Below are 22,029 nucleotides of genomic sequence, written 5' to 3'. Positions count from 1 at the left end.
TGCCGTCGATGATCTGACATCGGACTGGCATAGCGGGTTCCAGATGCAGCATGTGCCGCTATTGGCCGAGCAGGAGTCGGTCCTGGTCGAGGACATCACAGATCTCGTCGAGGACTGTGGGGTCGACGTCGCGGCACCGTGAGCGGTTGATCACGGACAGCCGGGCTGGCATACCGACGGGCCACATCGCCTCAAAGACTGCCCATTGGTGAAAGCGAACCCGGCAGTGCGGTCGCGGCGCGGACCGGGCCAGCGCCGACGGGGCAAGCTCCACGCCGACAAGGCTTACGACCAACCGGAACTGCGGCTGCGAGTCCACCGACGCGGCATGGCAGTTCGCATCACCCCCAAGGGCATCGAGTCCGCGCAGCGACTCGGCCGGCACCGGTGGTTGATGGAGAGGACGGTGTCGTAGCCGACCGGCTACCACCGACTCAACATCCGCTACGACCGCGAGGGAACTCATTACCTGGGCTTCCTGACATTGGCCGTTGCCCTCACCCGCTTCAAGAAACTGACGAAGGCCAGAACGACCATGTGAGACGTCGTCTAAGTTTGCTTAATTTCCTGATCTCAGCTTGAAGACGTCGATAAATTCTATGCCATCATCTCGCAGTTTCTCTGTTACTCCTGAAAGTATTTTGTCATCACGTGTAATATTGGCGTTAGTGACTACCTTTCTATAGTTTCCTCTCTCTATTGCAGTGATTGCACTTTGCAGCACACTCCGCTCCTCTGCCGAACCAGCATTAGCAAGTGCGTCCTTGAACTCCTGAAGCGCCACCGTCTTATTCCTTTCGAAATTGGTAATAAGTGCCGACACAGAGGAAACATTCCCGCCTCGCGACAGCGCCTTGTTGTCAACGAAATGCACGACCCCATCCTTCATCGTCACAATATCTATACCGCCTTGATTGGTTCCGCGGATATCCGGTTTGTACGACAGAATGGCATGCCCTTCAGCGGCCAGCGATTCCGTTGCTAGCTTCTCTCCTAAGTTTCCACGCGCTAAGCGAGGCGCTACTGCCTTTTCCGCCTTAGCTGCGACCTCTGTGGCAGCGGCCTTTTCAGCCTGCTTGGCGACCTCTGGAGCGGCTTTTTTTCCGAGCTGTTTTGCAACCTCCGGCGCAACCTTTTGCTCAACTTTTGCCGCAACGGTTGACGCCACCTTGCTCTCAATGGCAGGAACCACCTTTTCGGCGATAGCCGCTCTCGTAACCCTTCCCGCGTCGTCAATTGGTCCTGGAAGGTCGAGGGGCGAGGCTCCTGGCGGGTGCGGATCAACCAATCCGACGCCGAAGGCCCCCGCAGCGGTCACTATTCCCGGGTTAGCTGCCGCCCATCCAATGGCAGCTGGCGCAAACTCGACGCCAGCCATGACTACAAATGCGCCGCCGACACCCAGGAAGACCGATGCAACTGGGTTCTCGCCAATGAAACGAGTGACCGAGTTCTCACGAAGAGTCTGAGCCAGCTGCCCCATCTTCACATACGGCCCCCATGGACCAGCTTGCAGTCCGTTTGTGTCATGGAGATTCACCGGAGAGTCGTGCGCATACCGGTATGCGCACGGCCCGTCAGCCAGCCCAGCCGGATCGCAGCTTCCCCATCGTCCTATCCATGGCGCGTAGTACCTCACCCCGTGGTAATACAACCCACTTTCCTCATCTCGCTCCTTCCCCGTATATCGATACCGCGTCGCCGATTCTGTATGGCTGCGCACCGCCTGATAGGTCGAACTGCCATACGGCGCATATTCGGCGTACGAGATGACTTGGGCGGCCTCGTCCAGCTCCAGGCTGGCTGAGCCGAGATGGTTTCGAAATTGGTAGCGGATTAGCTTTCGGGGGACGTTCGGCTCGGCGCCCAGCGTCCGCGTCTCCACCAGAACGATGCGCTGCTTGTCGTCCATGACATGCAGCGTCTCCCGCTCAAGCGTCGCGCTGCCGCCGCTGATCGCGCCGCTATGCTGACGGAAAATCTCGAAGCCGTCGAGATAGATGCGCTCCTCGGTGACGCCCGGCTTCTCCCAGACCTTGCGAACACGCTGGCCCGAGGCGTCATAGACATAGAAGGCCGCTCCGCCCCCGCCCTTGTCGACCCGGCGCAGCTGGTCCTTATGGTCCCAGTGCATGTTGGGGCCCGGCAGCGCGCCTCCAAGATGCGGCATGCGCAGCATGTTGCCGTGGGCGTCGTGCAAAAAGGCCTCGGGTGCGTCGGCGATCCCGTTGCCGACCTGGGTGCGGCTCAGCCGATTGCCAGCTTTGCCCGCTTCGATAAGGCTGGCATCAGCATAGGTGTAGCGGCGCGTCCAGCCTGGGTGGAGTGGGTCGCTGCCGCGGTGCTGCATCTGCAGGATGTTGCCCACGGCATCATAGACATAGCGTTCCGTGTAGGTGCCAATCGCGTTGCCGTCGTTCGGGGCGAAGGCTCCCGCCGCATTCGCGCTGACCAGGCCGACGCGGCCGGCATCGTCGTGCGAATGGGGGATGGGCGACCCGCCGATCTGGCCGAGATGCTCTCGGCCTTTCGCCGCGACCAGCCGGTAGAGCGCGTCGTAGACAAAGTCGCCACTTGGCTCGACACGCTTGTTCCTGAAGTAGATCGTCTGCTGCACATCGTCGTGTATGTGGGTGATGTTGCCGGCCGGGTCATAGGTGTAGTGCATGTTCTGCAGGCCGCAGCCCTTGCCCGCGGGCGGCTTCTCGGGCGCCGAGATAGTTCCCGGCGGCGGGTTTGGATTATCGCAATCCTCGGTGAAGGCGACGCCCTGCGCCGTGTTCGGGTCCACGCCCCGGCGCGTGTAGAGATGCGTCAGGCGGAAAGTGAGGGGGTCATAGGCGTAGGTGGTGCGGATAACGGTCGCATCGCTGGTCAAGTAGTCGATGAGGGTTCGCTGGCCCTTGGCGTCATAGTCGATATCGGCCACACCGACCGGGGACGGCGCTTCGCCCGCCGGGTCGATCAGCCTGGCGGGCTCGGCGGAGCGCTCCAGCCACACGTCCACCCGCTCCAACAGATTGGCCTCGTTGTAGACCGGCTGGATGATGTTGACCTTGCCACGCCCCAGGCTGCTGCGCGGGGCGACGGACTGGATCGGACGGTTGAGGGCGTCGTAGCGGGTGCTGGTCTCGAAGGTCTCGGCTTCGAGCTGGGGGTTCAGCAGCCAGTCCGGGATGGCGGTGTAATCGCTGACCAACTGCCGCGTGCTGCGCAGCAGGTTACCCTGGAAGTCGAAGGCCTCGGTCGGGTTGCCGCTGGCATCGAGCCGGGCGTTGGTGACGATTCCCGCAGAGTCATGATGCCGGTAGATACGGGAGCGCAGATTGAGCGCTTCGGCGTTGGCGACGCTCTCGCCGTAATCGATCCTGTCCACGACGATGCCGCGGCCGAGCGTGCGCGGATCGGAATTGGGCTTGAGCGGATTGGGGTCGCTGAACGTTCCCCGCACATACTGCTCGACCGGGCGCCGCAGCGCGTCATATTTGGTCGAGAGATTGTGGCCGCGGCTGTCCCAGGCACGAATCGGCTTGCCGGCGACGTCATTGAGCATCCAACGCGCGCCGGCCTCCATGCTGTGCTGGTGGATCCGGTTGCCGAGCATGTCATACGCATATTGCATGACGATCCGTTGCTCGGAGGCGCCCAGCGGGAGGTTGTCAGTATCGGGCAGCTTCCGTTCGTCGAACACCTTGCGCTGGTTACCTTCGATGTCCAGCTCGACGCGAGTGCGGAATTTCTCGTCGGGTTTGTTGTGAAGCAGATGGCCTTCGCAGACCACCCGGTTGCGCGTCACGGTCAGGAAGGGTCGGCCCAGTGCATCGAAGTGGGCGGTGGTGGGCGTGTCGGTGTGTGCGAGCGTGCGTACGGCTGCGTCTTGCTCTGGATTGGTTCCGCGCGAGTCAGCCGGGGGATTCTGAGAGTCGGCGATCCGCTGCTGCACCCAGGTCTTCCAATCGTTCGGCTGAGTCTTGAAGTATTCCTTCACGTAGCCGCAGATGTCGGGATCGGTGCGCGGGTCCCCGGTCTGCAGGTTGCGCGGCGCGCAGGTGTCGTTGACGTCGTACGTCGTCTGCTGCCAGGGGTCGAACGCCACCTTCTCGTAGGTGTGGTTCGGGTGCAGTGTGGCGATGACGCGCTCGGCCGGGTCATAGAAAAGCACGGGACTGACGCCTACCGCCATGCCGAACTCGAAGCGGTGATCGCTGTAGAGGGAACCGTCGGGGCGCTGCCGCTTGCTGAAGAAGGGCTCGTACTGGCGGACCGGCTTGCCCTTGTTGTTGAAGATGGTCCAACCGCTGCCGACCCAACGCGGGCTGATGTCGGGGCCGCCTTCGACCAAGGGGCCGGGCTCGGCCTGAATCTTCTTCTGGATCTCGCGGCCGAAGCCGTCGGAGTAGCTGAAGCTGAGCTGGAGCTTCAGTCCCTGCGGCGGCAGCGCGGCGTGGAGGTGGGTTTCGCGGACGAGCGCGGCGGCGCAGGCGGGCAGCCACTTCTCCGGTTCCTTGGGATGCGCCTGTTGCGTGCGCTGGAAGCGGTCGAGGTCGTAGACGATGCGCGTGCTGGCGCCCTTGAGCAGCGCCTCGGCAGCCGTGTGCGCATCGTTGGCATCGAAGAAGCCGTCGAGCTCGCCTTGTGTGAGGTCCGTGGCGAAGCCGGTGAGCGAGTCGCCTTCCGCCTCCGCCGGGTGCGGCTTGCCCATCACGGCCGTGCCGACCACCATGCCGAGCGCATCGAAGACGACTTCGGTCCGGTTGCGGTTGGGGTCGCTGACCAGGCACGGCTGCAGCAGGCGGTAGTCGTTGGCGTCCACGGTGACGTGGTTGTTCAGCGCGTCGCGGGTTTCGACCATCAGCAGGTCCTGTGCGTCGAAGCTGACGACGGCGTTCTGGCCGAATGGATCGCGGTAGCGGCGTGGCAGGAAGAAATGGGCGCGGGCCTCGGCCAGCTCGACGGGGGTGGCCACATCGTCCGGGTGATAGAACGATCGGCCGGAAGGAATCCACCAGAGGCCATTGCCATCGAGATCGACGTAGCCGCCTTGGTCACCGGCATGGCCGCCGAGAATCGTCGCCCGCGCTGCTTGCGGCAACAAGGGTTCGTCCGGTTGTGTGTGGAGCGGGCGCTTGAACTTCTGATCCAGCAGCCCGGGAGTTAAGGCGAGCTTGTAGCTTTCGCCCGAGAGTGCGAGCGGTTCGAGCTTGTTAAAGGGTAGCAGACCGCTGAGGTCGTCCTTGCGATAGAGCGTACGGACGTGCTCGATGAGGCGTTTCTGCTTTTCCCCCGCGGCGGGGTCCTTTTCGTAGTTCAGTGATGACGCAGCGGCGGCGTCATCTAAGACCTGCTTGAAACTCAATCGCTGGTCGCCTGCGGCGACTCCGGTCAGTTCATAGGTAATGGCCTCGCAGGGCAGAGGTGTGCGATAGCTGTCGTCCCGATCGATAGCGTCATTGCCCGTATCGTGATCATTGGTGAACCGATTTTCGGTATAGGTGACGAGCGGCGCAGTTTGCTTCGCTTGATCGACGGGATCGAGCCCGTTCAATTCGGGATTCGGCACCAGTCGCACATTTCGCTGATCGTCGACAACACGAATCTCCTTGCGCCGCCCGTAGCCGATGGCGGCTTGCTTGAGCACATTCCCAAAATCATCGACTGCCAGGGTCAGCGCGTGCTGGATGCGTGGGTCGGCGTGGTTGCGCTCGTAGTGATAGCTGAGTGCCTCGCGCGCATGGGTGAGAAAGACGGCGTGGCGGTTGGCGCCTCGCGGTTGCAGGCGTCGGACGGTAAAGTTCCGCTCGGCGACGGTGTAGGGCGTGCGAGCGCGCTTGATCTGCTCAAGCGTTGCGCCTGGATGGTGGGCGTCGTCGGCATAAACCTCCTGACGCAGCATCGAGCCCCTGAGGGCCCGGCAGGCTTCGCGCTCTTCTTCGAGCGCAAGCCCTTCGGGAAGCTCGGTATCCGGCAACAGCAGGGTCCGCGCTTGCAGGTCCGTGAGGCCGGGCTCGCGAAAGTATTCGCCTTGGTCGGTGCCATTCAGCAGGCCGGCGAGGTAGTCGGAGACGTGCTCCCGGCCAAGGTAGAGGCCGGTATGGAACCAGCTCTTGGTGTGGACAGGTGGGACATGCGAGGCGGCATCGAGGTTGTCGGCTGGTACCGCGCCATCGGCAAGGGTCGCAAACTGCTCGGTGTCCCACTGCTCGACCATGCCGAAGCCGCGGAACTCGCGCTCCTCGCCGTCGAAGTAGCCATGGTGGTAGGCGTAGCGGGTGACGAAGCGGTTGCGGCTGATGTGGTCCCAGGTTTCTACGCGCTCGACCACGTGCACGGGGAACGGCAGGCGCATGATCCAGGGCTTTCCGGCCTGTTTGTCCTGTAGGTAGAACTTGGTCGAAGGGGCGTAGTCGACGCGGGTTTCGGCACCGAGGTTGTTGACGGTCTTGACCAGCAGATGGGGCTTGAGGCCGCCCATGAGGTTGACGTAGCGCATTGGCGACTGTGCGTCGCCCGGCAGGCGGGACGACCAGACCAGGCAGGCGGTGCCGTTGCCCAGAAGGTCGATCGGCACAATGCTCACCAGGTCGTTGACGCGCGGGAACGCTTTCAGCGTCTGCGGCTGACTCCAGCCATTGCCGGACTGGTTGAAGTACAGGCGCACGCCATCGCGGTGCAGGTAGATGATGTCGGTGGTGCCACTACCGTCGATGTCGGCCAGGCGGATGCGCTTGTGGTCGAACTGGTCGGGGTTGTCGAACCAGGGCGCGTTGTCCATCGTCACCTTGGCGCCGAACCGGCCATAGCCAAGGTTAGGCCAGTAACAAACTTCGCCGTGGCGGATGCGAACGATGTCGGTCAGGCCGTCGCCAGAGAGATCGGCCAGATAGATGGATTGGGTGCCGTCGGCGAAGACGATCCGTGGGCCTTTCTCCTCGTCCAGCGCCTGAGCGACACGAAGGGCCGGACCGAAGCCTTCTTCGGCGAGCGAGGCATGCCACACGAGCGCTTCGTTCTCGGTGATCAGCACGTCGGCACGGCCGTCACCGTCGAGGTCGACGAACTTGAGGTTGGGGTCGCGGAAGTCGCGATTCGGGCGCGAGGTAAAGGGGCGGAAGGACTGCCAGCCCTCGTCCCCGTCGTGTTCGTATAGGCCGGGTGTTGGGCCTTCCATGACAACGACGTCGGGCTGTCCGTCGCCGGCCAGGTCCATGAATTCTGCGCCGGTATTCAGGGCCAGGTGGGGCTTGAGAGCAACGGTTTCGAGCGGGGCGAACCTGACTTTAACGGCCTTGCTGCCGTCGGTTTGCGTCTGCGGAATCGGGCTCCAGTTGCGCTTGTAGAACCAGGTGCCGGCCTGCTCGGTGAGGATGCCGGGGATACCTTCGCCGTGCAGGTCGGTCCAGCGGTATGCGCTGCCGTCCAAGCCGATGGGCAGGTTCTCCAGGCTCGCCGGGTCAACCTCTTCGACGACCTCCTGCACGATGGGCACGGTGTATGTGAACTCCACTGGCGGCAGGCTGCGACAGGTGATCGCTCCGCCTTCCTGCTTCCACCCCGTTTGCACCACCTGCTTCAGGAAGCTGTAGACGGGCTGGGAGGCAATACCGGGGTCGATCTCGTCGTCGTAGGTGAATTCGGTGCTGCGAACCACGCCCCGGTAGCCGCGTTGCGTCGGCTGGTCGGGTATGTGGTGCAGCATCAGGACCCGCTCGCATCGGCGGCATGTGCGCACCTCGAAACCCGAGCGGTAACTGGAGAAGGCATCCGGGCGATAGAGCCAGGGCTTCTCCGGCTGGCCCGTCGGATTGGACTCGTCCAATTCCCCGTAGTCGAATCGCACCTCGAACAACCAGTCGGCGTCGGCGTCCGACGGCGGATTCGGCAGGTCACTCAGGAACCGGGGGCGCTGGCCTTGGGCATCGAGCAGCGGCTTCAGGTTGCCGTACAGCACACGCTGCACGTAGCGATCGGCGGTGCGGCGCGGATCGGAGGCGAGGCCCCGGTTGCGCTGGTGGGCCTGACTGAACGGATCGGCTTGACCTGGCCGTAGCTGGCAGTCGCCATCCTCCTTCTTGAAGAGATAGCGAATGCCATTGCCCTTGTCATCGCGCGACTCGCAGATCAGCCACGAAAAAATGCGGCTGGCGTCGAGCGGGTCGGCAATACGCGAATTCGTGTCATAGCCATATAGTGTCAGGATGTTGTCCTTGGAGATCGAACGCCAATGGACATCGCCGGGCGAGCCGATCTTGCTCCAGCGCTCGATACGGGCGAAGAGCCCTTCTATGCGTGGCCGATAACGCCGCACGCGGTAACCGTCGAGTTCATCTTCGTGTACGACGAGGCGACCGGATGAATCCCGTACCCAGAAGCCTTCCGCGTCACGCTGAAAACCGTCGCGGCCGGCGACCCAGGTGCCCTCCGGGTCTCGCCGATAGACCGGCACCAGATCTTCCGCCCCCGAGAGGATGAAGACATCGGAATCGACAGCGTCGAAATACTGCGGCAGGCCTCTGTCGGTCTTGCGCGTGATCGACGGCAGCGACAAGCTCCACCCGAAGCCGAAGGGGCCATTACCCGAACCGGAGTCGTAGGACAGCGAGAGCTGCGGCCCGAAACCCGAACGGCCCGGGCTGGTGGCGATGGGCACCGACATCGAGCCGGTGCCGGTGACCGCGTTGGCCGCGAACTTCTCGCCGATGCCGCGGATGGTGCCGCCACCCTTGGGAAGCTCGACTTTGGGCGCTGACACCGCGAATGGTGTATCTGGCCTTGACTCCTGCTGCTCCGGAGTCGGATTCGATGTTGGCTGCGGGATCACTGTTTACCTCGGGTCTTGAGTCGTTTGGACTGGGCAACTCCACCTACAGCTACTCGTTCGCCCCCTGATGGTCATCTTCGTCATCACGCATACGGTTGGACTGTTGCGTATGCGTAATACCTCCCTTCTTGCGCGCGCAGCACGCACCCTCCTTGCCCGAACGAAATGGCTCGGCGCAGTACCGACTACTCTTCGAGTCCCCAATGAACCAGCAGCCACGCCTCCTCGATGCCGTCGGCGGTGAGCGCGACGCTCCATTCACCGTTGAATGGTGGTTTCGGCGCATTGGTGATTTCAGTGCGTGTCAGGTCACCGAGGAATGCGCCGAGAGCGTCGGTGTTTCGGCCGTCGGGCGCAGCGACCGTGACGGGGCCCGTGGCTCGGGCAATGAGCGCCGCAGCGATAACTTTGCCCGTCTTCGACGTGCTCCAGAAGGGATAGTGTTGCGGCCCGAGCTTCATCGTGAACGCTCGGAAGTCGCCTACCTTGGGGGCCGCTTTGTACGCGGCCCAGGCATCGGGAAAGTCATGGCGAAGCGAGAACAGTCGGACCGACCCGATCGCCATGGCTTCGTTGATCTTTGTCTGTAGGTCGTCAACCGCCGCCTTCCGTAATGCTTCGCCGCCTTCGCGGGCGGTGTAGCGCACATGTAGCACTACATCGCTGATGGTGTTGTAGTCGAACTGCGTCGGCTCGCCTGCGCTGGGATTGGCCGGTAGCTGTAGCTGCCAGTCGCTGATTACGCCCGAGTTCTCGAAGGGCAGGTAGCGCTCGTCGCGCAGGTTCGTGTCGAACATTCCACTGTCGTTCTGTCCGGAGCTGGTGACGATCGACTGCATGCTGCCGTGGTAGTTCGCGAACCGGTCGTCCTCGGAATTCTCCCAGGCGTACGGCCTGTCCCCGGGGACGCTAGTCTTGCGGATGCTGCTCTTGAGCAGGGTCAGTGTGCAGTTGACGCCGGCGTACGGTCCTGTCACACAAGGGATGGTGACGGCCACATTTTTGATGCGACGGAAGTAGTGGCTCGGCCCGTCCATGTTGAAGATGTCTTCGTTGAGTCTGATTGTGCAGCGGCCGGTCTCGCGCAGTTGGATCAGCGCCTGCGGGTCCAGCTGAACGAGGCTCACGTGTTTGGTCAGTTCATATTCGCGGCGGTTGAGTTCCAGGTAGGCCATTTCCATGCGTTTGAGGTCGAGGTACAGTCGCTCACCCGCGAGCAGTCCCTCTTTGCCTGCCAGGTAGCCGAACTGCAGATATGTCAGACTCGTGTCACCGAGTTCGTGCTGGAGGGCGCGTTCCGCCTTCTTCGCGGCGTCGAAGGCGAACTGGAAGCACTGGGCGTAGAGTCCCTTGACTTCGCGTTTGAGCCAGGTGTAGAGCGCCTTGTTGGTCCTTTTGCCCTTTTTGTTCGTTCCTTCCTCGTTGAGGAAGTGCTCGATCTCCGCCGCGTGCTTCATCTGCGTTCGGTGGTTGGCGAGTTCCATCTCTGCGATCGCCTGCCGAATCTCAGCTGCCCGGATCTGTTTGAAAATCTGGGTGATTTCTCCCGCGGCGAGGTTGCTCTGGAAAGCCCACTCGCGTTCGCGGCGGGCGAACCCGTCGATGCGGGCCGCGCGCCGCGCCTCGAAGTTCAGCCGGTCCGCTACCCCTCTGGCCAGGGTGGCGGTGGCTTGGATGCCGGCGCCGACGTTCGAGCCGCCGAAGCTCGTGCGGCCGCCCACGCCCCACGGTTCTGCGGCCACATCGAACTGGGGGACGATGGAGGCTGCGGAGCCAAGGCTGCTGAGCAGGTTGCTTGCGTCGGTGGCGATTTGTGCGTACTCGAGCAGCTCGTCTTCGAGCGCCTCATGTGAGCTCAACAACTTTCCGCTACCAGGTTGACCGGTCGCATCGGAGGCGATGTCCACATCGATCTCGCGGATAGGCACCGCGCCTTCATCGGCGGTGAACTTCAGTTTCTCGAGTTCGTCGGCCTTCAGGTCCACGAAACTCGGCACGGCGTGGGTGATCTCGTCGGGCGACTTGCCGAGTTGCCGCTCGTAATAGGCGTAGCGTTGCAGCGCGTTCTGCAGGGAAGTTGTCAGCCCTTCCTTCGATTTGATGGCATCCTGCAGTTGCGCATACTTGACGCGCTCGACGAGCTCCAGAACGGCTTTCTCGTGTCTGGCGCGTAAAAGGGCCACCGCCTCCCCGTCCTCTTTCTCCATGTTCGCGAGCAGGCTGCCCCCAAGGGCTTTGACTTCCTGCGCGAGCTCGAGCGCTTTCTGCAGGAGGAGCTGGAACCGGACCAGGGGCAGCGGTTGGTTCAGGCCGCTGACGATCGCCGAGATGTCCACCCCGGCCGCGGCGGCGCGAGCCAGCAGGGCGGGGTCGATGGGCGGCTCGAAAAGCGCCAGCTGACGGAATACACCCTGCAGATTCAGGCTGTTGCGGATCTTGAACAGCCGGTCGGATACGGTGTCCCAGTAGCCCATGAGTTTGTCATTGCGCGGCACGCAGAAGTACAGCGCTTTACCCAGGCTGCGCATCGAGCCGGCTTGCGGGTTGGTGGCGCCGTCCTGGGCAGGCAGTGGCATCAGGTCGTAGGGCGCTTCGGCTTCGACGTCGCGCAGGACTGTGCCGAATTGGGCGAGGTCCTTGCGGAGGTTGTCATACGTTTGCGGCTTCACTGTCCCCTTTGCTGGCACAGCTTGTGGCCGCGGGCCCAGGATGCTGGCGGCGAGCACGTAGAGCATGAGCGCCTCGTCGATCGTCTCACCGGTGTCCTGGCTGAACAGCGAATCGCCCCAGGCGATGAGGTTATCGAGGTACGCCATCACAGTCTTGTACATGAACGCCTGCTGCCGGTGGCGCGCGATCACATGCGGCCGGAAGGGAGTTTGCTGCCAGTCGCTGATGCTGTCTGCAGTCTCGGCTTGGAGTGTGGCGTCTGTCGGGTTCGCTAGGTTGACCAGGATCTCCTCGACCTTTTTCACGTCGGTGGTGTGGAACGGCCGCACTTTCCAGAACCGCTCGGGTGTGGGTCCGTCGCTGTCGTCGGTGGGGTCGAAGATGTAGTGGAACCAGCGTTGTGCCTCCGCGAAGCGCTGGTTTTTGCTGAGGTGGATCGCCATGGTCAGTGGCGCATGGAAGAAGAGTTCCCAGTTGTAGACCGCGTATGCGCCCCTGCTGGTGAAGTCGAGATCGCGGACGGGCCGTGGTCGCTGAACGAGCCTCGGCGAGGGGCTGTAGCGGTCCATGATGTTGCCATACAGGAGCGGCCACGGCGTGCTCTTCTGGATTACGGCGGGGGTGTTTGCTGGGATGGGGAACTCCATGGCCCGCGCTGCTAGTACCTTGGTTCCTGCCGGAATGGTGCCCTTCATTCCGTTGAACAGGATGACCCCGGTCGTGCTTTTGAGTGTGACGATGGTGTCGCCGAAGAGGAACGCTTGCTGCGCAGCCAGCGTTACCGCCTCGTTCGGCCCGGGAGTGTGGACCATCCCGCTGACCAGCGTGGCGCGCAGTCCCTGGGGCGCTCTCGCGGCGGCCGCGGCTGTGGTGCGCAGGTGCATCGATCGGGGCAACGTGATGACCGCGCCGTTCTGAAGTGTCGCTGGGGTCTCTTTCGCCAGCAGCACACCGGCACCGTCTGGCACGGTGATCTCTGCGTCCGGTGCGAGGGTGAACTCGACGCTCTCCGGCAGTGCTTCACCGTTCGGACGGTATTCGGTGTCCGCGGCCTGCAGCCCGCGCGTCCCCTCTCGGATCAGCCGGTCCGTGAGCTGGCCGACGAACGGGTGGAAGTGCGCAGAGAAGCGGTAGGAGACCTCGCGCTCCTGCACGATGAAGTACTTCTGCTCCGTGGTCTCTACATACCGCTGCCGGAGGAACGAGTTCTCTCTGTCCAGGATTCCGTGCATCCGCATCGCTGGCTGTGTGATGGCCATTGGGATTCCTTCCGCGTCACTGCACCGGGCCGGTTGGGCTCTGTAATCTGGCGAGGCCCTCGAGGGTGAAGGCCTCCACGTTCTGATGCAGCGCCGCGTTGTAGCCGCCGTGGCCGATGATGTTCATCCCGTTTCTGACCTGAGCCAACCCCGTGTTCCCCGCGATTGCGGCGGATGGCACGACGACTGTGGACGCCGCGGGGATGCCGCTCCCCGCATTCACTGTGATTGTTGCGGCACCCCGTGCAATCAGGTCCGCGGCCTTGGCCGTCGGGACGACCTCTATCGGTGCCTTGCCCTGCGCGTCGATCACTTGCCCGTCGAAGATCAGTCCGGTCCCCGGGTTGATGAGCAAATCGATCCGGTCCGTGCCCTGGAGGATCGAGTCGCGGTCGGGGAAGATGACCGGGCCCAGTGGGTCCGGGATGAGTGACTCGGGTTCAAGTGGTACGACGTGTCGCTCCCACCACGTGGGATCCAAGTGGAACTTGGGAAGCTCCGGTTCGGGTACCGGGGTGCGGGTCACCCACTCCTGCCATTCCTCGATCGTGCGTTCAGTCACCTCGGGTTCGACGAACAAGGTGTGGTTGTTGTCCTGGAAGAAGACCGGCTTCATCAGCCTCTCGATGATCGCGATGCTCTCTTCCATCGCCTTTCGCACTTCGCCGGGCTTCTCCGCGTCCTCGTATGCCTCGAGAGAAACGCCCAGTGTGAGAGCGTTGTTGCAGGGCAGCAGCGTGAATGCACCTGTCTGCCCCAGAATGTCCAAATAGTCCCACGTGGATTTCCCGGGCTCCGTGCTGGTGTGCAGCGCTGTGATAACGGTAAATTTGCTGCCTGCGCCCGCGTAGCGAGTCGGCCGTAGTTTGGACGAGGTCCACCAGTCGACGGAGAAAGGCGGCCATGGCCGCTGGCTGCCGCCAGGCATCGCCTCTGGCGAGCTGTTACGACTAGCCAGGTAGTACTCCTGCCAGAAGGGGGCGCCGAGCGTGATGTAGACGCCGGCTTGGGCCGTCGTTGCGAGGGTTTCCTGGTCGAGTTCGGGATCTTCGACCACCTTGACGTGCACAAACACTTGCTGCGGGTCGAAGTCTCCGCTCACGATAGTAGTGATCCGTTCCTCGGCAGGTGCGCTGTAACCGCCGGATTCGTGCGTGTTCCATTCTCCGTCGACGTACTCGCTCCAATGCAGCTGCACTTCCACCTTCCGTTGCACGGTGGGCAGCTTGTCGAGTTCGCTCGTATCGGCAGGTCCTGTGCCGAATGGTTTTCCGCTTTCCAGGAACGTCAGCCAGAAAAGGTAGAGCCGATTGCGCCACACCACCGGGGCCAGGTGGTCACCCTCGATCTCCGCGCTCACGGGCTCCCACGGGCTCCAGACGTGGTCGGCGAAACGGCGGTAGAAGTATTTGTGCGGCACGCTGAAGGTCCGACCGATGACATGCAGCGTGTTCTTGGAAAAGTCGGGCTTGTCCTCCAAATGCATCGCCACGATGTCGAGCCGCGCCAGTTCTTCGAGCTTGCGTAGATAGTTGAGGAACGCATCATCGACCCGGTCGGCTGTGACGTCGCCCTGCATCAGGGCGGACTCGAGCTCGGTGCACAGGTGCGTTTTGTCGTCGCGGAACTCCGGTTCCAGCCAGTTCTCCGGGAAGAGGAAGATTTTTCGGTTGGCTTCCCACACCCGGTAGCGTTTCATCCAGTCCCACTGGTCGGCGTTGAGGATCGCGGACGGGTGGACCTGTGGCTCCAGATTGAGCAGGCAGCGCTGAACGAACAACTGCGCCGTGCCGATGGCCAGCCGGATGCGCGAGGTTTGCACAACCGGCTCCATGCCGGGGTCCACCAGGAAGTACTCGTACAACTGCTCCGATCTGGTGAAGTTATCCCGGTGCATGATGTGGCCGACGAGGGCGTCGCGCTGCCGCTTGCGGAGTTGGTCGAAGATGGGCTGCGCCACCCGTTGCCACGTCTCCGAGTCGTAGCGCGATTTGATCGCCTCCCGGACGCCGCGCGCGATTTCGAAGTGCGGGTCCTCGGCAGGTGGCGGGCCGCCGCCGCTGGGCGCCAGGATCCGGGTCCAACTCTGCAGTGCGATGGGCGCCGCGCCGAGCCGTTCGACCAGTTGCAGCGCCCCCCACAATTGCCGCAAATGCTCGTCGTTGGCGAAGTTCGGCGCAGTGAAGAGCGCCTCGGCGGTCGCTTGCACCACCGTCACGTCGCGCCGCGCCAGCCGCGCGATCAGCGGGTACACCGTCTTCGGCAGCCGGTCGGCCTCAGTTGTCCCGTTGGCCTCGAACACGCTGATGAGGTCGTCCGTTCCGCCCGCAAGCTCGCGCTTGAGGTGGGCGTACGCGGCCAGACGCCGGAACTGCCCGAAACGCTCGACCGCGGCCGCCTTCTCTTCGGGTGTGTCCTCGGTGCGGTTGGTCAAGTCTGTCGGGAGTCCGCTGAGGTCGACGCCGCCCCATTGTGTGGAATGGGTGAGGATGTATCGCGTTTCGCGTTCGGTGAGGCCGAGCGCATCCAGCAGCACGAGTGCGCTGCCCAGTAGCTCGTGGGCCTTCTCCGCCGCGTCGAGCGCGGCCGCGGAGTAGAGGTCGAGCTGCGTCAGGCTACCGCGTGGTGACGTCTCGCTCTGGACGAGTAGCCGTGCGCCCCCTCCGTCGAGCTTGTCGAGGGCCAGTTCGAAGCGGTATGGCACACCGGTTTTCAGGTCGAGGTACTCGTCTTTCCCTGTTCCCAGGGGGGCGGGCGGATTCTGCGCGGTTCCTTGAAGGAAGAGCGGCTGCGGCAGGTGTGGGAATGTCAGCCGGGCCTCGGCACCGGCCTTGTCGAGTTGGATGTAGAACCGGTATGTGCCGGTCGCGGGGGCAACGAGGTAGCCGACAAATCTGGCGCTGTTCGCGGGGGGAAGGTCGTTGCCCTGTGGATCCTTGTTCTCTTTCAGGTCGGTGTCCGCGCTGTCGGCGCGTGCGGCAGTGGGCTGGCGTGGTCCCGTACCGTCGGAGGAGGTGTAGAAGTCGGCGTCGAGGCCGGTCGCTCCTGCAGTCATCAGCGTGCTGAGCAGTGGCTCGTCGTCCATGGTGAGCAGGCGGGCGTCGACGACAAGGCTTTCCACCAGGGCCGGGTCCGCACCCGATTCCGCGGCGAGCGTCTGCACCAGCAGTTGACGGATGAGACGGTTCTGCAACACGGGCAAGAACGCCTCGGCGGTCCGCTGCCAGCGCCGTTGCGTTTCCGTCCGGTTCGAGGCGATGATCTCTTCGTTTCTCTCACGCTTGGCGTCGATCTGCTCCTGTGTGTCGGTGGGCGCGATTTCCTCGAGCTTCGTCAGTGAATCGAATAGATCGGGGTAGTCGGCTTCGGTCAGGAAACCTGCCTCTTCGGGCAGCCGTACCTGCTGCTTCTTGAGCACGTTGTCGAAAAATGACCTGGTCAGCAAGTTGAGTTCCTCTTGCCCGCGCAGCATGCGCAGCAGCTGCTCCACGTTGCTCGGTGACAGCAGCAGCCCCAGCTTCTGCTGCAAGAATTCCTCTGTCAACGCCGCTGGGTCTGCCGGCACCGGATGCTCGGCCTGGATGGCGCGCACACCATCCGCGAGGGTCCGCAGCAGTGTGTGCGTAGCATTCCGGTCCCGGCGATGCGGCCCGAACTCGTCGAAGTGTCGTCGCAGCAGGAAGTCCAGGTCCTCGATCTTCAGTCCGCTCTGCTTGACCTGTTCGGCAATGTCAAGAAACTCAAGTGTTTCGACGAGCGGGTAGTCCTGGTCCACGGTGGTCAATGGGTGTGGATCGAGCGGCCGGAACGGATTCTTGCCGACGAGCGTCTTCAGGGTGATCAGGTTGTGGACGCTGATCTTGAGCGCCTTCGCAAGCAGCCCGTAACGGTAGAGCAGCGACACACGTGGGAGTGAGAGTTCCGCGGTGTCGATAGAGGTTCCGGCGTCGGCGAGGATCTCGTCGACCTCGCCAGGTGTCAGTCCGAGCGCAGCTTGGATGGCCAGCAGGTGACCCTTCACCAGCACGAAATCCGCCGGCTTGTCGACCCCGTGTGCGGCCACCCAGGCGGGGGCGAGGTAGTCGCCCTGCGGGTGGTCGAAGATCGGGTCGGCCTTGAGGACATTGCGCGTGAGGAAGAGCTGACTGTACAGCGAGCCGTTCCCCTCGGTTGGGATGTCGGACCACAGTGTGAGCAGTCTGATTCGGCTCGGCTTGCCCACTTTCACCCGGCCGTCCAGCTCCTTGAGGTGTGCCAGGTAGATGAGTGCCGAGTCGAGTGGTTTCTGAGCGAAATGCGTCTCGTCGTATGGGGTTTCGGCGGGTACGAAAAGGCGCAGCGCCTGGTCGGTCTCGGCGATGCTCCAGCCCAATTTGCGCCACAGGCGCACGAACAGGTTCAGACGCAGGAACGCGGCGGGATCCGCTGGCTTCGTGTCGGCGTAGCGGAATGTGGTCTCATCGAAGTTGCACCCGGTGTCGGGGTCGGCCAGCACGAGGGCTTTGTCGAGGGGTAGAGCTGCCAGGTCCGCCAGAACGTCGGCCGCCTGGAGCTGATACGCGGCTGCGTATGCGGTCACCCGATCCGCATACGCGCCGAGGTCGGAGAGTTTCTCCCAGTCATCCTTCGGCAGCGCTTTGAGCCGCGCCTTCTGAGCGGCGTTGAGGTTCTTCTCGAGCAGGTCTTTGTTGGCGGTGTAGAACGTCTGATTGTCCGGGGCGAGAAAGAATTTCGTCTCGGCGATGCTGGCTGGGAGTTGGTACAGCAGGGCCAGCCCGGTCAAGTGGGGGTTGACGAACCGGGTTTTGATCAGCTGGACCAATTCCTTATAGGTCACTCCCAGGCGCCGTGAGAGGGCCTTCGCGGAATTGAGGTCGATCCGCTGCTCGGTGTGCGGGTCTGATGCAACGTTTCGGGCCTCATCCACCGTTGCATACCCGTACAGCTCCCACCATGTGGTCAGTGGGTTGGGATCGGCAATGATTGCGCGTTCGACGGGCGAGAGCCCCAGCGACTCGATGAAGATGGCCGCCCGGTCATAGTCGTTGGCGGGGTCGAACAGCTTTTCGGTGGTGCGGAACGTGTCGAGCAGGGTTGGCAGCGGCGCTTCGCTGTAGTTGCAGAACTGGCGCACCGTTTCCAGCCACAGGTCGAAGGGCAGGTTGAGCGGATACTTGTCGTTCAGTAGTCGTGTGTAGGCCTCGGTGATGACGTTTTGAGGTTCGGCGAGTAACTGCGCGCTCGTGGCCTCGCCGGTGTCGCGGGCTGCTTCCTTCGTGAGCGTGTCGTTCGCGACGTAGTATTCGAGGATTTCGTTGACGATGTCGATGTAGGGCAGTGCGACGTTGGTGTTCTCGCAGGTGAGCAGGATGTGCGGCAGATCGGGGCGCCGTTTGATCAGCGCATCGTAGGGCGACAGGTAGTTGTCGGTATACGCCGTGCCGTTGCGGTCTTTCCACCGGTTGAGGAAGTTGGTCCGGGCGCGCGGTTCGGCCTCGATGAACTGGAGTAGGTCCACCAGGTAGGCGGCGGGGCTGAGCACCGAGCGGCAGTGTTCACACTCGCAGAAGTCGAGCGACCCGAACAGCTGCTCCATCGTGGGATACCCCTTGAGGGCGTCCTTGAGTCCCTTCCTCTCCGCGGCGTGCTTGCCGGGAGTGCCGGAGATGACCGGGAGGGGTGGGTCGCTGTCGAGCTTCTTCGTCACCGCGAAGATGTTGTAGGTCATGCAGCTGACCTGCTGCGCCTTACGCCATACCAGCTCGCGTTCCGGTTTGCTGGGCGGCTTGTGGTACAGCTCGATGTATTTGTCGGTGAACAACGTGTAGAACTCGTCCTCGCGTAGCGAGGTCACGTCGTATGCGGATGTCAGCCCGAGCGCCGCCAACACAGGCATGCTGGCGTTGTTCGGTGTGATTTGGTACAGGCGTTGCAGCGATTTCACTTGCTGTTTTGCGGCCGCGATGTCGCGGTCTGTCATGTCGTCGGGCAGCGCGGCGACGCCGGAGTTGAAGAACGCTTCCACGGGTGTCTCGCCCAGCTTGAATCCCTGCGGCGCGGCCTCCTGCAGGAGCTTGATAGTCGCGTCCTTGTCGCCGTCGAGCTGGAGGGCGTCGTTTTCGACCATCCGGGTGACTACTTGCGTGGGGTAGCTGATGCGGAGTTTGCGGGCCATGTCCTCGGAGTAGGCGTCGAGGCGATCATCGACCGTCTTGCCGCCGTAGGCGGCGGGGATCAGTGCCGCGAGCTCGTCGTCGTTCCGGGCCAGCCCACGTAACTCGGTCTTCCACTGCTCCGGCTCGTAGAGGTCCTGATTGACCAATTCGACTGCGCTGTTCAGCTGCGGTGCCTCGCCAGGGTGCAGGGGTTCGCCGACCAGCTTCTGCATGAGGTGCTTGGTGACCGTGCCGCTGTTGCCGGTCAGGTACGCCAGCTTGCCCTGCCACTGCAGCTTGCCGATCGCCTTGTCGTCGACCTTGGCCGCGCGTGCGGCCTGCCAAAGGTCTGCGGGGTCTCCGCGGTGGTTGAGGAAGACTCGCGTAAATTTGTCCCGGTCATCGCCGATATCGGCCGCGTCCAGCAGCTGGCCATAGGTTGTCTGCGTTCCCGGCGCGGAAGCGGCCAGCCGCACGGTGTCGGCGAACGTTTTGAAATCGCGCTTGAACGCCGCGATCTCCTCCGGGGCGAGGTCGATGATTCCTTTCTTGTCGAGGTTCTCCAGCGCTTGCCCCACGGTCTCGGTGTCCACTTGGGCCAGCAGTAGCTTGTCGGTGGGCAAACCCGCGCGGAACAGTCCGTAGAGTCCCTGTGGGGAGAGCCCGACGTGCGGATCCGCCCCCAGCCTCTGTGCGGTGGCAGCCAATGCCAGGGCGCGCGCGTCCCAGCCCGTGGCTGCATGGAGTGCGGATAGGTCACGCTGTTCGGCGTTCTCGCGCGCCCCCGCGAGCTTCGCCATGCTGCCGATCTCACGAGTCACGTCAGCCGACAGCCGGGCGTATTCGGGACCCGATGGGCTGAGCGAAGTCGGCGCCATAAGGTTCAGGACGGTGTTCTCCCCAACCGCGAGTTTGGTTTTCGACAGCGGGATCTCGCGATCGCCGGCGACCGCGCGGATTTCGATGTTGGCGAGGCCTTTCGACACGCCGTATCGCGCGTCGTACAAACCGCGCTCGTCGGTCCGTACTTCCTTGAGAAGAGTTGCCGCACCGCCGAACCCGCGCTGGTAGAGCCGAAGCCTGACATTCGCCGCGGGGACGCCGTGCTCGAGGAAGATTCGCCCGCTAACGCTCCTCTCGCCCGAGGCAGCCGCTTTCCGGCTTGCGCCGACCGGCGAACGTTCGGCCGCCACCACCGTGCCAACGCCAGGCGTCGGTATCCGTCGCGGGGCATCCTCGGCCCGAGCTGATGAGGCCTCCGGGCCAGGTTTCGGCGCACGCGGGGCCGCGCGGGCGGCCGTCGCGCCGGGACTCGCAACGCGGCCCGCCCCCGGTAACGGGTTCCCGGACAACAGGGCGGTGGTCGGCTCGTCCACCTCGCCGCTGCATTCGATTCCGTGTTCCCGTTGGCATGCCAGGACGGCTTCGCGTGTGCCCGGCCCAAAGAACTCGCGACGCAGCTCCGAGTCCGGGATTTCGAGCTTGTGCCGCCGGAGCTCTTCATGTAGCCGCGCCACCTCGGCGCCGATCGCGCCTGCACTAAGTTTCTCAGCCACGGACGCTCTCCTTGGACGGTTGCCGACAGTTCGAGAGCGCAGTTACGCGAACTTCAGCAGCACGAACGCGCGCGCGTCGCGAGCGACGAACTGCACTCGCTCCACGACTCGAAAGACAAAAGTCGCGCCCGCTTTTCGGACGAACTCGGTAACGGCCTCGCGACCGACGTAGAGACTCGTCGGCTCACCGCCGAGCGCCACAAGTAATCCCTCGTCCTTGGGCAGGGTGCCGGTGCCGTAGAAGCCACCTTCTACCAAGGGCTTGATCCGTTCCGCGGTCGTGAGCAGACTGGCCGGGCTGGGCGGCACGAACGTGTCCGCGTATATCGCAGTCGGCAGGACCAGCGCGTAGTTGGGCGCCTGACCCTGCGCGGTGAGCTGCGCGATGCCGTCGGTGACCGCGGCAAATGTATTCTCCCCGTACACCAGACCTGCTCTGGCCGGGGCCAACTTCTGCACTTTGATGGTTGTCGCCGCAGCCTCTCCTAGGAGCCCCTTGCCCGCCGAGCTACGTTGCTCTGTCTGGACATTCGGTGGCAGCGCTCCGTTTGCACCTTGGAGGATGACCGTGTCCTCGGCTAGGGCGATTTCCTTGGCTGCCATTCGAGCCAGCGTCTTACCCGCCTTCTTCTCGCTCTCTTTGCTCACCTGAGCACTGGTCAGTGGGAATTCACGGTAGATCTCGACGAACGGTTTGGTGCTGCCCTCTTGGATCGTCAGAGCAGGGAAAGTGATGACGTCGTTGAGCACCTCGGTCGGGTCGCTGTCGAACACCGTGGTCGGGAAGACTTTCTGGGCAATACGGACTTTAGCCACTTCCTTGACGACGGCTTCGTTGATTTCAGTCCATACCGCCTCTGGCCAATCCACTTCGTTTGGCATGACGCTCCCTTATCGGTACGTGCGGTCATCGACGGAGACAGGCCCCGCCAGGGCCCGCACCATGCAATGGCTAATGATTCGATTCGTAGTTGATCGCCTTGCCTAGCCATCTCAGAATCATAGTTTCTTCGCCTGTCGAAGGACCTATGCATCTCCAGACGTTTTCGTGCAAGATCCATCGTCTACTGCGGACTCGAACTCAACGCGAGTAGTGGCCTACTCGAATCGCATGGTCGACCACCGACTTTCGTGCGGCAGTTGCCTATAGTCCCATAGCCCGCAGCGGCCACCGACCTTTTCTCGCAAGGTGTAGAGGAGGAAGCATTTGTTTCTCCATTTAGTTGACAACTAAATCTGCCCTGGCGCGGACCGCGCCCCCAAGCGCTTTTTTGGGATCTTGCTAACCGCACACCCGCGCATCCCGTCGGTGTCTTCGCGCTCGGCCGCGGCTCCATCGAGTAGCTGACTACCTAATTCGCAACCGACTGACTACCTGCAATTACCGTACTCTCCACTATGGCGCATAGCATCGAAGCTGCGAACAGTTGATCTAAGGCAGCGAATAGCAACCGTAATGATCTAATCTTGAGATCCGCAACGTGGCGATCGTGTCCCGCTTCCTGCTTTCTCACAACGTGACTGTCGCTGCAGAATAACCTCGTGACAGTTTTGAGAACCATCTATAATCG

The 22,029-nt window shown here is 62.9% G+C and carries 4 protein-coding genes; all 4 read right to left on the bottom strand.

From position 1 onward, the window contains the following. Positions 1-559: 559 nt before the first annotated feature. The 4 genes from IU450_RS41030 to IU450_RS28125 all read right to left on the bottom strand — a co-directional run bounded on the left by IU450_RS41030 (position 560) and on the right by IU450_RS28125 (position 21,340). On the bottom strand, positions 560-8,749 hold the full coding sequence (locus IU450_RS41030; protein WP_324197860.1) for a SpvB/TcaC N-terminal domain-containing protein: 8,190 nt from the start codon (positions 8,747-8,749) through the stop codon (positions 560-562). A 254-nt stretch (positions 8,750-9,003) separates the two neighbouring features. Further along, positions 9,004-12,747, bottom strand: coding sequence for a toxin (locus tag IU450_RS28135; RefSeq protein WP_228835244.1), 3,744 nt, complete (start codon positions 12,745-12,747; stop codon positions 9,004-9,006). A 16-nt stretch (positions 12,748-12,763) separates the two neighbouring features. Beyond that, entirely contained in the window at positions 12,764-20,458 is a 7,695-nt protein-coding gene (locus IU450_RS28130) for a neuraminidase-like domain-containing protein (RefSeq protein ID WP_195152753.1), read from the bottom strand. Between the two features lie 42 nt (positions 20,459-20,500). After that, positions 20,501-21,340 carry an encapsulin gene (locus IU450_RS28125; protein WP_195152752.1) on the bottom strand — a complete coding sequence of 280 codons (840 nt, stop codon included), beginning with the start codon at positions 21,338-21,340 and terminating at the stop codon, positions 20,501-20,503. Positions 21,341-22,029: the final 689 nt, after the last annotated feature.

This window comes from Nocardia abscessus, from assembly GCF_015477775.1.
In the GTDB taxonomy this organism is placed as follows: domain Bacteria; phylum Actinomycetota; class Actinomycetes; order Mycobacteriales; family Mycobacteriaceae; genus Nocardia; species Nocardia abscessus_A.
Note: the sequence above shows the minus strand (reverse complement) of the source record. Positions and strands in the feature narration are given on the sequence as shown.